At 71.8% G+C, this 12,003-nt stretch carries 11 protein-coding genes; 2 read left to right on the forward strand and 9 right to left on the reverse strand.

Features of this window, described 5'->3' with window-relative positions; translation table 11 throughout:
* Positions 1-303: 303 nt before the first annotated feature.
* Together VH112_01935 and VH112_01940 are read right to left on the reverse strand one after the other, a co-directional pair.
* Positions 304-1,296, reverse strand: a complete 993-nt coding sequence (locus VH112_01935; GenBank protein ID HEX4538976.1) for a phosphatase PAP2 family protein — start codon at positions 1,294-1,296, stop codon at positions 304-306.
* Between the two features lie 55 nt (positions 1,297-1,351).
* Positions 1,352-2,074, reverse strand: coding sequence for an alpha/beta hydrolase (locus VH112_01940; GenBank protein HEX4538977.1), 723 nt, complete (start codon positions 2,072-2,074; stop codon positions 1,352-1,354).
* Positions 2,075-2,174: 100 nt separating this feature from the next.
* Here VH112_01940 and VH112_01945 point away from each other — a divergent pair, with 100 nt between their 5' ends.
* Both VH112_01945 and VH112_01950 read left to right on the forward strand, forming a co-directional pair.
* Positions 2,175-3,587 (forward strand): hypothetical protein, encoded by a 1,413-nt coding sequence (locus tag VH112_01945; GenBank protein ID HEX4538978.1) that lies wholly within the window; start codon positions 2,175-2,177, stop codon positions 3,585-3,587.
* A 4-nt stretch (positions 3,588-3,591) separates the two neighbouring features.
* The gene (locus VH112_01950) at positions 3,592-4,353 is read left to right on the forward strand and encodes a crotonase/enoyl-CoA hydratase family protein (protein HEX4538979.1); all 762 of its coding nucleotides are present in this window, start codon (positions 3,592-3,594) and stop codon (positions 4,351-4,353) included.
* A 13-nt stretch (positions 4,354-4,366) separates the two neighbouring features.
* On the opposite strand, the gene VH112_01955 is transcribed toward VH112_01950, so the two are convergent.
* The 7 genes from VH112_01955 to VH112_01985 form a co-directional block, all read right to left on the reverse strand.
* Positions 4,367-4,759: an NUDIX domain-containing protein gene (locus VH112_01955; protein HEX4538980.1), complete on the reverse strand. Its 393-nt coding sequence runs from the start codon at positions 4,757-4,759 to the stop codon at positions 4,367-4,369.
* Positions 4,756-5,295, reverse strand: a complete 540-nt coding sequence (locus VH112_01960) for a GNAT family N-acetyltransferase (protein ID HEX4538981.1) — start codon at positions 5,293-5,295, stop codon at positions 4,756-4,758. Before VH112_01960 ends, VH112_01955 begins: the two co-directional genes overlap by 4 nt.
* Positions 5,295-5,963: a hypothetical protein gene (locus tag VH112_01965; protein HEX4538982.1), complete on the reverse strand. Its 669-nt coding sequence runs from the start codon at positions 5,961-5,963 to the stop codon at positions 5,295-5,297. Before VH112_01965 ends, VH112_01960 begins: the two co-directional genes overlap by 1 nt.
* A gap of 39 nt (positions 5,964-6,002) precedes the next feature.
* Complete coding sequence (locus VH112_01970; GenBank protein HEX4538983.1) at positions 6,003-6,449, reverse strand: universal stress protein; 447 nt, start codon at positions 6,447-6,449, stop codon at positions 6,003-6,005.
* Between the two features lie 140 nt (positions 6,450-6,589).
* A complete protein-coding gene (locus VH112_01975) occupies positions 6,590-7,075 on the reverse strand; it encodes a DUF4193 family protein (protein ID HEX4538984.1) in 486 nt (161 codons plus the stop codon).
* A gap of 491 nt (positions 7,076-7,566) precedes the next feature.
* Positions 7,567-9,219: an FAD-dependent thymidylate synthase gene (locus VH112_01980; protein ID HEX4538985.1), complete on the reverse strand. Its 1,653-nt coding sequence runs from the start codon at positions 9,217-9,219 to the stop codon at positions 7,567-7,569.
* Positions 9,220-9,300: 81 nt separating this feature from the next.
* A complete protein-coding gene (locus VH112_01985) occupies positions 9,301-12,000 on the reverse strand; it encodes a DEAD/DEAH box helicase (GenBank protein HEX4538986.1) in 2,700 nt (899 codons plus the stop codon).
* Positions 12,001-12,003: the final 3 nt, after the last annotated feature.

Here is a 12,003-nt window from a genome sequence, read left to right on the forward strand (position 1 = left end):
GCCGGCTTCCTGTGGCCGCTGTGGGACCACAAGCGCCAGACGTTCTCCGACAAGATCTGCCACACGGTCGTCATCGTCGCCGAGTCGCCTGATTCGCCTGCGTCGCCGAAGTGAAAGCCCGGGCCCTCCTGGCGGCGCCGAGGGGCCCCACGTGCCCCTGAGCGACCGGGGAGGGGCTCCGAGAGGAGCCGCCCCGACAACCCACCCCGGCGCCTGGCCCAGCAACTTTACATAACGTACATTCTGGGCGGCTGGGGTAGGGGCGAGCCCGTCCGAGCGGGGTACCTCGATTCGGGCTCAGGCTCAGGCGCCGACGCCGACCTCGGCCGGGCTGTCGTCACCGTCGCCGGGTGTTGGTTGTGCGGCCGCGGCCGATGCCGTCCCCGATTGGGCTCCCGATATCGCCCGAGACGGAGCTGGCCGGCGGCGAGGACCTCTGAGAGCCCTTCGGCGAAGCGGCTCGGCGAGTGACGCCAGGAGACCAGGGGCAGCGTCGATCCAGGCGCCGGCGGTCCGGAGCCATCCGGCCGGCAGCGTCAGCCACGCCGGGCGTGGAAGGTCACGCCCCAGACCCGCGAGGGGCGAGACGGTGAACGCGGGACGGGGGAGACGGGCGATCGTCACGCCGAGGGTGAACACGACCACTCCCCCGGCGGCGTCGAGGAAGAAGTGGTTGGCCGTGACGACGATGGTGAAGAGGGTGACGAAGGGGTGGAGGATCAGGAGGGCCTTGATCCAGCGACGGCGGACGACCGGCACCAGGGCGAAGACGCACCACAGGGCCCAGGCGATGTGAAGGCTGGGCATGGCCGCGTAGAGGTTGCCGGCATCCTTCATGAGCGACGAGTCCCAGCTGCCGATCCCCCCGATCACGTTCAGCGTGTCGACGAAGCCGAAGCTGGCCGGCAGGAAGCGCGGCGGTAGCAGCGGGTAGACGATGAAGCCGATGAGCCCCAGGCCGGTCATCCAGGCCAGGGCGTTGCGCCACCGGACATAGCGCTCGGGGAACTTGCGGAACAGCCAGATCAGGGTGACCACCGGGAGCACGAAGTGGACGGTGGAGTAGAAGAGGTCCGACGCCTCGATCAGCAGGCGATGGGGTAGGAACCACTGCTGGACGGCGTGCTCGCGGAAGATGCCGAGCGACCGCTCGGCGTGGACGATCTGGCCGGCATGGCTGCCGGCCACGGCATGGGCGCCGGCCGCCTTGCTGCTCGTCCACTCGTAGACGACGTCGAAGGCCACGACGGCGAGGATTTCCTTCCACCACCGCAGCCGCCGGGTCGCCGTGTTCACCGGCCTGATCCTAACGAGCCAGGTTGCGTTCACCGGCGATCTCGCCCCCGCCGGCTCACGTCGGGAGCGCCCCGAGAAAGCTCAGTGCGGCGTCGATGAAGCCGAAGCTCATCGGTGTGGCCAGGTGGTCCACGCCCTTCAGGACGACCAGGGTGGCGTCGGGCAAGGCGTCGAGCAGCGGCTCCGCAGGACCGGCGAAGTCCTGGTCCCCGAGGACCACGAGGACCGGAACCTCCACCCCTCCGAGCTCCTGGCGGGTCAGGGGGGCGACCGGCCGCCGCAGGCAGGCGGCCAGGGCCAATGGGTCGTTGCCCGGCGCCGTGGCGAACCTGGCGAAGGCGCGGGCGATGTTGGAGTCGGCCGGAGCGGCGGACGTCCCAGAGCCGGAGCCCGACGCCGAGCCTTCCATCGAGCCCTCGACGGCGCGGGCGACGGGTTCGGGATCGTCGGCGCGCAAGAGGCTCTCCCCCACCCCGCCGACCACGATGCGGCCGAAGGCTCCAGGCCGGGTGGCGGCGACCGTGAGCAGCAGCCTCGCACCCAGTGAGAAGCCGATGGCGTCGACGGGAGCATCGGACGGCAGGAGCGATGCCAGGTCGGACTCGAGGTGCACGTAGGCGGCGGGGTCGTGGGGCTTGGTCGCCGTCCCGTGGCCGAGCAGGTCGGCGCCGATGACCTGTCGATCGGCGTCGGACAGCAGATCCACCCAGCCGGGCTCCCGCCAGTTGCGCTCGAAGGACGAGGCGAAGCCATGGACAAGGAGGACGGGCGCCGGCACCGCGCGCCACTTTACGGGCAGACCTCGGCGCTTCTCCCGCGGGTCGGCTGGTCGCGCCCGTCGCAGGCACGGGTGCTCCCCGGCTAGCTTGGCCAACGTCATGTCCCACAGGATCGACGTGGAGCTGACCAGCGTCCGGGAAGACGGCAGCTGGACGTGGCGGGCGGCTGGGGCGCGCCAGCCCAAGGGCGTGCTGGAGGGCTCTGTGCTGTACGAGGGCGCCAAGGTCGGTGACGTGGTGCGGGCGGAGGCCGACTTCGAGCTCGATGGCATCACCATCACGACGGTGCTGCCGCCGAAGGAGAAGAAGCGCGCCGAGCCCGAGCGGCTGGAGATCATCGGATCGCCGGTTCGACAGGAGGGCGTGACATCGTCGGTGGTGCGCCGGAGCGGGCGCCCGGAGCGAGGCCGCGGCGACGGCACGGGGCGGCAGCCGCGGCGAGAGGGCGACGGCGCGTCGGCGGACCAGCCTCGCCGCCAGCGCACGGCGGGCCGGTCGCGCCCGGCGGGCGAGGGACGAGCCCGCCGCGGCGACGCCGCTGCGAGAGGCCGCCCCACGGGCGGTCGGGGGCCGCAGGACGCGAGCGGCGATCGGCGCCACGAGGGCGGGCGGCGCGGGGCGCGGCGGGACGCCGAGCCGGCCGGGCGGGCCGCTGGTCGACCGACGCGCCAGGGCGACGACTCGGGAGACGGCGGCGCCAAGCCGCCTCGACCCAAGCGGCTGAGCCCAGCAAACGTGCACCGCGAGGCGGCCCTGGCCGGACTGTCGCCCGAACAGCGACCGATCGCCGAGCAGGTGCTCAAGGGTGGCATCCCCGCGGTGCGCCAGGCCATCGAGGCCCAGAACGAGCGGGCCCGCTCGGCCAACCTCCCCGAGGTCAACGGGGACGCCCTCCTTGGCCTGGCCGAGGAGCTGCTTCCCCGGCTCAGGGCGGCCACCTGGCGGGATCGGGCCGACGCGGCCGCCGGCACCGTCGACGAGATCAGCCTGCGCGACCTTCGGTCGGTCGTCGCCGGCGCGGACACGGTGACGCGCGACGACGAGAGTCGCCGCCTCGCCAGCAACCTTCGCGAGGCGCTCGAGCGGCGGGTGGCGCGCCTGCGCGACGAGTGGGTCGAGGAGATCACCCGGGCCCTGGACGATGGTCGGCTCGTGCGGGCGCTGCGGGTCTCGGCTCACCCGCCCGAGCCGACGGCGCGCTTTCCTGCTGATCTCGCCGTCCGCATGAGCGAGGCCGCCGGCGAGGCGATGGCGCCCGACACCTCGACGGAGCGATGGACGACGCTGCTCGGTGCGGTGGCGGACTCTCCGATCCGGCGGACCGTCAAGCCCCGGGGGCTGCCCCGTGACGCCGCCGACAGCGTGGTCGACGCGGCCCGGCGGGCCTCCGGGCGGGTGCCCGCCCTCGCCGGCCTGCTCGGCATCCAGATGCCGCCGCCGCCTGGTCCACCGCGGCCCCATCCCCCTCGTCCGCCGCGCGCCGCTGTCGACCACGACCGGCGCGCCGGCTGATCCGATGATCGACTACAGCCAACGGGGGCGTACGGCGGTGCTCACGATCCGCCGTCCCGAGGCCCGCAACGCCGTCAACGCCGAGGTGGCCAAGGGCCTCGAAGCAGGCCTCGATCGCCTGGAGAGCGACAGCGAGGTGTGGATCGGTGTCGTGAGCGCCGAGGGCCCGGTCTTCTCGGCTGGCGCTGATCTCAAGGCCATCGCCGCCGGCGAGGCGCTGTCGCTGTCCACCGAGCGAGGCGGCTTCGCCGGAATCACCCGCCGCCATCGGGTCAAGCCCCTCGTGGCGGCGGTGGATGGCCCCGCGTTGGCCGGGGGCTGTGAGATCGCCCTGGCGTGTGACCTCATCGTGGCGTCGACGTCCGCGTCGTTCGGTCTACCCGAGGTCAAGCGATCGCTGGTGGCGGCGGCGGGCGGTTTGTTCAGGCTGCCCCGAGCCCTGCCCCCGGCGGTCGCCATGGAGCTCATTCTCACCGGCGACCAGATCGCGGCCGAGCGGGCGCACACCCTCGGCATGGTGAACGAGCTGGTGGCTCCCGGAGAGGCGCTGGCGGCGGCGCTGGCGCTGGCCGAGCGGATCTGCGCCAACGCACCGATTGCGGTACGTGAGAGCCGACGCGTGGCGATCGCCGCGCACGCGGCTGACGATGAGACGCTGTGGCGGATGACCGACGAGGCCATGACCCGCGCTACCCGCACGGAGGACTTCGCCGAGGGTCCGCGCGCCTTCATCGAGAAGCGGGCGCCCGTCTGGAAGGGACGCTGAGGGGGCTCGACGATCAGAGGACGCCGTGGTCCCGGAGGAAGCCGGCGAGGCCGTCCACCAGCGGGACCTGAGGCACCGACGGCAACGGGAACCATCGGGCTTCGGCGGCGTCGTCGCCGGCCACCGGCTGGCGTCCATCGGTCACGGTGACGACGAAGTCGAGGATCACGAAGTGGTGCTGCGGTCCGATCCGCTCGGCCCAACCCAGCAGCTCGCCACAGCGCACCTCCAAGCCGGTCTCCTCCGCCACTTCCCTCACGACTGCGGCGCGGACGGTCTCCCCCGCCTCGACCCGGCCGCCGGGCACCGACCATCGTCCCGTTCCCGGTCCCCTCCCCCGCCGCACCAGCAGGAGCTCATCATCGGCCACGGCCACGGCGCCGACACAGAGCTCGGGACGGATCACGGGTCCGAGGGCGGGGTTGGCTCGCGCTGGTGGTCCGAAGACAGGGTCGCTCCGGGAGCGGAGTCCGGAGGTAGGGCCCGGTGCATGACGATCAGGCGCGCCTTGAAGCCGCTCGACTCGAAGAAGTTCTTGCTCAGACGGTCGCCGGGGAGCGCCATCGTGTCCACACCGGCGCAGCCCCGATCGACGAACCAGGCCAACAGGGCGGCCATGAGCGCTTCGCCCACTCCGACACCGCGGGCGCCCGACTCAACGAACAGCTCCTCCACCACGCCGAGCTCCGTCCCGCCGGCGAGCGTCTCGGTGCGTCCGGTGGCGTAGCCGACGACATGGTCATCGACCGTGCCGACCCAGGCTGCCCGGTGCCGCTCCTCCAGGATCCGGTCCAGCGTCTGCTCGACAGGCTCGGCTCGACCGTGCTGCTCGGCGAGCAGCGCCCCGCCTCGACGGGCCGAGAGCTGGGCCGCGGCGGTGCGGTAGAGCTCGGCGAGCCGAGGGAGGTCATCCCGGTCGGCTCGCCTGGCCCCTTCCCGCATCAGCCGCTGCCGGGACCCTGCAACTGGGCGATGCGATTGAGAATCGTCCTTCGGCCCCTGGTGGCCGCCTCGTAGGTCCGCACCGCCTCCAGCTCGTCGGTGGCCAGGCCGGCCAGGCGCTGGACGACCTGGGAGGCAGACAGCGCGTCGTACCCGGGGATGGCCAACGCGCTGGCGCCGCCAGCCGGACTCGACGGTGCCGCCGCTGGCGATGCGGGTTCCTCCTCCGGCGCGTCCATCGTGGACGGGATGACCGCCGCGGCTCCGTCCGGTCGGCTGGCGGCGTCGACCATGGACGCGGCCGACGCCCCATCGCCGTCGGCCGGTTCGGGACCGCCTGCCGGGGTGGTCCACTGTGCGGCGTCGAGGTCGCCCGGTCCCTCCCCGGGCGGTGGCACCGCGCCGGCCTCCCGGGCCGGCGGTGCGCCGAACGGCCCACGCTCGGAGACCCGACTGGTGGCGTGACGGACCACGCGCTCTGCCTCGCGTTGCCCTTGGGCCACGGCGAAGGTGCCGACCATCTTGGCCATGGTGAGCTGGCTGGTCACCCTGGCCCGGCCCTTGTCGATCAGCTGTGGCAGCTCCTCGGTGACCGAGATGGCCAATCCCACCGGTGCGTAGAGACACACATCGAGGGCCTGCTCGAGCAGTGATTTCCGCTCCGTCATGGCTCCATCATTCCTCACTGCGCAGCCCGGTCGGCCCGCTCAGCTGGTACGCACGATCATCACGTCGCAGGGGGCGTGATGGGTCACGGCGTTGGGCACGCTGCCGAGCAGGAAGCGGCCCGGTGAGGACATCCCCCTCGACCCCACCACGATCAGGTCGGCTCGCCGCCGGTCGGCCACCTCGAGCAGGGCCTCAGCGGCGGTCCCGGCCTCGGACACCGCGCTCGCCTCGGTGACCCCGGCCCGTCGGGCGAGCCGGACAGCGTCCTGAGCGTGATCGTCGGCTATGCCCGAGGCCGTGATCCGCCACTTGATGTCCTCGGGGGCCTGGGCCCGGTCGCGATCAATGCCCGGGGGATGAGGGTCGTAGGCGGTCACGGCGATGAAGGCGGCGCCAATGCTGGCCGCCAGCCGGGCGGCGTGCTCGACGGCCTTGCCCGCCGTCTCTGAGCCGTCGGTGCCGACCACGATGCGCTGGTAGCTCATCGGCGACCCTCAGGGGCCCCCAGGCGCGCTGGACGCCTGCGGCTTCCTTGTCGGGCCGGCATCCCCGGCCGGCCTCCCGGGCCGGCCTAGGCGCGCTGGACGCCTGCGGCTTGCTTGTCGGGCCGGCCTCCCGGGCCGGCCTAGACGCAGTCGCGGCACAGCATCCGCTCCCCGTCGGCCAGCTGGCTGGGATGCTTGACGAGGAAGCACGACCGGCACACGAACTCGTCCGGCTGCTTGGGCAACACCTTCGTTGCCGTCTCCGACCGGTCCTCGGTGTCGGGTGTCTCCTCGTCCTCCTCCTCGTCCTCCGCGACGACCAGGCGCTCCTTGAGGATCACGTCGAGGCTGGCCTCGACGTCCTCCTCGTCGTCCTCGTCGTCCTCCTCGTCCTCCTCGTCCTCGGCCCGATCCGTCGTGGCGGGGGCGGCGCCGTTCTGCCCCTCCGGACCCGGCTCCTCCTCGAGGTCCTCGTCCTCCTCGACCTCTTCCTCGAGGGTGTCCTCATCGATGAGCTCGTCGTCCGCCAGCTCGTCGAGGTCGGGCTCGTCGAGCTCCTCTTCCTCTTCCGCTTCTTCTGTCTGTTCTGTTTCTTCGTCCAACTGGTGGTCGACGTCTTCCGCCATAGCTGCCCGTCCTTGCTGAGTTGGGCCGGGAGCCTATACGGCGCAATCTCCCTTCCGAGCCGGCCACGGCGGCGGCTCGGGCGAACGAAGACTTCTCCCCCGGCGGGCGAGCCGCCAGCCGGAACACCGGCCACACCAGCGGGTCAAGCGGGCGGTCGGGCCCAGGAGCCTTTGGGGCCATCCGGTAGCCCATTCCCCCGCCACGCCACGACAGCGCACGAGCGAAGGGTTACTGGGACGTTCTCTACTCGGCTTCCTGGGCCCCCGCGGCCCGCGACCCCCCCTCCCAAGACCACAAACTCTTGAATCCCGGGAGGCCCACGACCTGGCGTCCGGGGCGTCTGGGACTCCGCTAGTTATGCCGCGCCTGGAGGTCATCGTCAACCCCGAAGCGGAGCCCGATGACCTGCGTCTTCGCGTATTGCCCCTGTTCAGGGAGGTGAAAAAAAATCCTTCTTATGGGGGATACGACGCGCGCGTCTCGACGGCCGTCAGCGGGCGGGGCGAGCGGGATGACGCTGGTGCTCCGCCCCGCGCCGCGCCTCGGTCCGGCGGGCGGCCTCGAGACGCCCGAGGCCGTTGTCGGCCTGGTCGTCATGATCGACGAAGCGCATCATCTCGGCCACGGCGTGATGCCCGGCTTGCTCAGCAATGAGGCGGTGCATCTCACGGACCACAGCGCGGTAGGCGGGATGGCCCTGGGCGCCGGACCGGAGCTCCAGGACGTGCATGGCCTCACGGGCGCTCATCTGCATTACGTAGCGGATCCGGAAGGCGAGGGCGACGGCGTACGGAGCCTGCTGGGGGAACAGCGGCGCCAGGGCCTCGTGCAGGGAGGCCGATCGGGCCATCGACTCCTCGAACGCCGGCGCCACCCCCGCCTCGATGGCGGCGTCCGGGACGTCGTAGCCGAGGCTGGTGTCGAGGGGCTGCCAATCGATGGTGAGCATGCGATGCCGCTGGAGGTCCCGGAAGGCGCCGTAGTCCGACACCACGTCGAACCGGTACGACGAGCGCTCCAGTGCCCGTCCGGGACGATGGCGACGATTGGCCCGATCGCCCACGTAGGCGTGCACCACCTGGCGCCGCTCGTCGGCGGACATCCTCGCTACCCGCTGGGCCAGCTCGCTCTCCGCCAGATCGGTGTGCGGGTAGAGCATGGCGGCGATCATCTTGTTCTCGCCGTCGGGATCGAAGTCCACCAGCCTCACTGGCGGCGAGGGGTCGGCCGCACCCGCCCCGCCCGAGGGAAAGAGCCGGCCGGCGAGGTCGTCCATGGCGGCGCGATTGGCGGCCAGGTAGGCCGACCACTGCCCGCCCCGATCCTGGCGGTCAACTCGCTTGAGGAACGACGGGATCGCCTTTCGGAGCTCCTCGAGCATGAGCTCGGCGTAGAAGCGGGCCTCGGGGAGTGGGTGGGCCCGCATGTGGAGGAGCAGCAGCTCGTAGGACTGGCCGGTCCCGTAGATGCCCACATTCGACAGCGACCCGGCCGGAAGGAGACCTCGCAGCGCGTCGAATGCCTTGGCCCGGATCGACTGACGGTAGGCCAGGTCCGAGTCGGCGCTGGCCTTCGGGTAGCGGCTGGTGAGCCAGGCCTGGACGACAGGAACCAACGCGGCATAGGTGTCGAACATCCGGTCCATCTCGCCCACGTAACGGGCACCGAGGGAGGACTCGAGGATGGCCGGGTCCCGGAAGTACCGGTAGTGGCCGCTGGCGAGGCGGGAGTCATAGGCGACGTAGCGCGTGGACTGCTCCAGGTAGGCCATGAGCCGGCTTCGCTCGAGCACCTTGGTGAGGAGGTTGGACGCCTGTTCACAGGCGAGGTGCACACCGCCCAGCTGGGCCACCGAGTCGTCGCCGTACTCGAGGAAGATCCGGTCGTAGAGCTCCTCGGCCCGACGCAGCCCGACCGTCGCGTCCACGGTGAGGTCGCCGCTGATGTCCAGGTCGCCGACGAACTCGTCGAGGAACAGCCGTCGCAGGCTCTTGGCCGAACGGGAGTAACGGGCGAACAGCGCCCCCTTCACCACCTCGGGCAGGTTGACCAGGGCGAAGACGGGCCCGTCGATGCTCGTGAAGTAGCGCCGGAGGACGTCGGCCTCCTCCTCGCTGAAGCGCTCCCGGACGTATGGATGCATGCGGCGCCACACTACGGCCCCGCGCCGGCTGGGGAGGTGGATCTGCCTCCCCCTCCGAGCAGGGGGTTCGCAGACACCCAGCTAGGACGGGGCGGTGGCGGCGGCGTCGAGGACCGACGAGGCGGCCACGATGTCGCGGAAGAGGTCGTCGGCCGCCCGCCCCGCGGCCCGGGCCGTGTCCGCTGTCGGCGCCACCTGCTCGACCTGGCGCAGGAGGTCGACCAGCTGCTTGACGTTGCGCACGAAGTCCCCGCCCGAGACCTCCTCGTCGGCGATCACGTGGCTGAGGTCGTCGCCCGCCGCCCAGGCCCGGGCGACCTCGGCGAATCCGGGATCGAGTGATCTGGTCGGGGGCAGGCCCGCCGCCGCCTCGTCCGCATTCAGCCGCCGGGCCAGCCCCTCGACGGCGCGCCAGCGACGCTGGAGCTCGCTCCTCGGCCCGGACTCGCGGGCCCGTTGTGCCCCTTGGTCGAACCCACCCGAGGGAGCGGGTGCCGGCCCACGGGGCTCGAAGGTGAACACCGACACCAGTGCGGCCAGCGCGGGCGGGTCGAGACCGTCGAGGAGACCCGCTCCGAGCGTCTCGGCGACCAGCAGGTCCGCCTCGTGGTAGATGCGGGCCAGGCGCTCCCCGGCCTCGGTGAGCGACCAGCCCTCGACGTACCTGCGACGTCGCAGGAGGCCGAGGACCCGGTCGAACTGGCGGGCCAGTGACTCGCTGCGTCCCCGGATCCGGCGCTCGAGGCGCTCACGGTCTCGCTCCAACCGATCGGCGCGGTCAGCCGCTCGCAGGTGGCTCCGCAGCTGGGGACAGCCGGCGACGGGATGCGAGGACACGACATCGGACCCGTCTCGCCCGGCGCCGGCGTCCTCTTCGGGCCGGCTCGCCGGGCCGGCGGTGTCGTCGAGGTCGAGTCGGCGCAGGGCGGCGGCCGTCTGGCGCACGAAACGGGCGGTCGACGGGTCGTACGGCACCGGGAGCTCGATGCGGGCGACGGGGCGGGGTGGAGCGTCGAAGTCGGCCGGACGGAGAAGCACCTTGCGGGTGTCAGCGGTCACGCCTCCCAGGCGAACGTCCCCACCGCGGCGCCTGGCCGTCGTGATCACCGCGACGGGCCCGTTGGCGACGGTCCTGGGCACGCGCAGCACATCGCCGGGCCGGACGCGATCGAGTGCCGCCTGGATGTCGGCTCGGAGGCTCGCTGGCGCGGGCGCCCGCTCGCCGCTTCCGGCAACAGAGCGACGGGCGGCGCGGTCGAGGCGCCGAAGCTCCTCGATGTCGCCGCGGTCGCAGCTCGCTGCCCGCCGGGCGTCGGCCAGCGCCGCGGCCGTGCGCTCCAGCTGTGCCTCGAGGTGCACGACGTCGGCGTCGGCCTGGTACTGGGCGAAGGAGAGATTGAGCAGGTGGTGGGCCTGGTCCGACGGGTACCGACGGACCAGGTTGGCCGTCATGTTGTAGGTGGGTCGGAACGAGGACGTGAGCGCGTAGGTGCGGGTCGACGCCAGCCCCGCCACCTGGGAGAAGGGCACGAAGCGATTCCACAGCACGACGGCGTAGCCCACCTCGTCGATGCCCCGCCGTCCGGCCCTGCCCGTGAGCTGGGTGTACTCCCCCGGTGTCAGGGTCTCGTGCCGCTCGCCGGTGAACTTTGTGAGCTTCTCGATGACCACCGATCGGGCCGGCATGTTGATGCCGAGCGACAGCGTCTCGGTGGCGAAGACCACCTTCACCAGGGCGGCGCCGAAGCAGGCCTCGACGGCCTCCTTGAACGGGGGCACGAGACCGGCGTGATGGGCGCCGAGGCCAGCCTCCAGTCCGCTGAGCCAGGCGCCGTAGCCGAGCACCCGCAGGTCGTCGTCCGATAGGGCCTCGACCTTGGCCTCGGCGATCGCCCTGATCTGGCGTCGCTCCTCGGGAGTCGTCAGCCGCACACCGTCGGCGAGGCACTGGCGCACGGCGTCGTCGCAGGCGGCCCGGCTGAAGATGAAGTAGATGGCGGGCAGCATCGACTCCTCCCCCAGCCGTTCGACCACCTCGGACCGCCAGGGCGTGTACAGCCGGCTCCGGGGGCGGCCGTACGGCCGGCGGCCCTGCGTCGCGCCCTCGAGCGCGGCCGCTGCCGGATTTGGTCGGCCGTCGACGAAGGTCGGCAGCAGATGGAGGCGTTCGCTGCGACGGTCGCCCACCATGTACAGCTGGTTGAGGGCGACCGGTCGGCGCTCCTCGATGATCGCCGCCGTGTCACCCCGCACGGTGGAGATCCAGTCGGCGAACTCCTCGGCGTTCGACACCGTGGCCGAGAGGCACACGAGCTTGACCTCGGCGGGACTGTGAATGATGACTTCCTCCCAGACCGCTCCCCGGTAGGGGTTCTGGAGGTAGTGGACCTCGTCGAGGACGACACAGCGCAGGCCGGTGAGGGCGGGCGATCCGGCATAGATCATGTTGCGCAGGACCTCGGTGGTCATGACGACCACGGGGGCGTCGCCGTTGATCGAGTTGTCCCCGGTGAGCAGCCCGACGCGATCCGGGCCGTAGCGGCGGACGAGGTCGCCGTACTTCTGGTTCGACAAGGCCTTGAGCGGCGTCGTGTAGAAGGCCTTGCCCCCCTCGGCCAGGGACTTGGCCACGGCGTACTCGGCGACCACGGTCTTTCCCGACCCCGTCGGTGCGGCGACGAGGACCGAACGGCCCTCGTCGAGGGCGTCCAGCGCCCGCACCTGGAAGGGGTCGAGCGGAAAGCCGAGGGTCGAAAGGAAGCCCGCCCTCGGGGCTGTCATCGT

The organism is Acidimicrobiales bacterium (assembly GCA_036270875.1).
Lineage (GTDB): Bacteria > Actinomycetota > Acidimicrobiia > Acidimicrobiales > AC-9 > AC-9.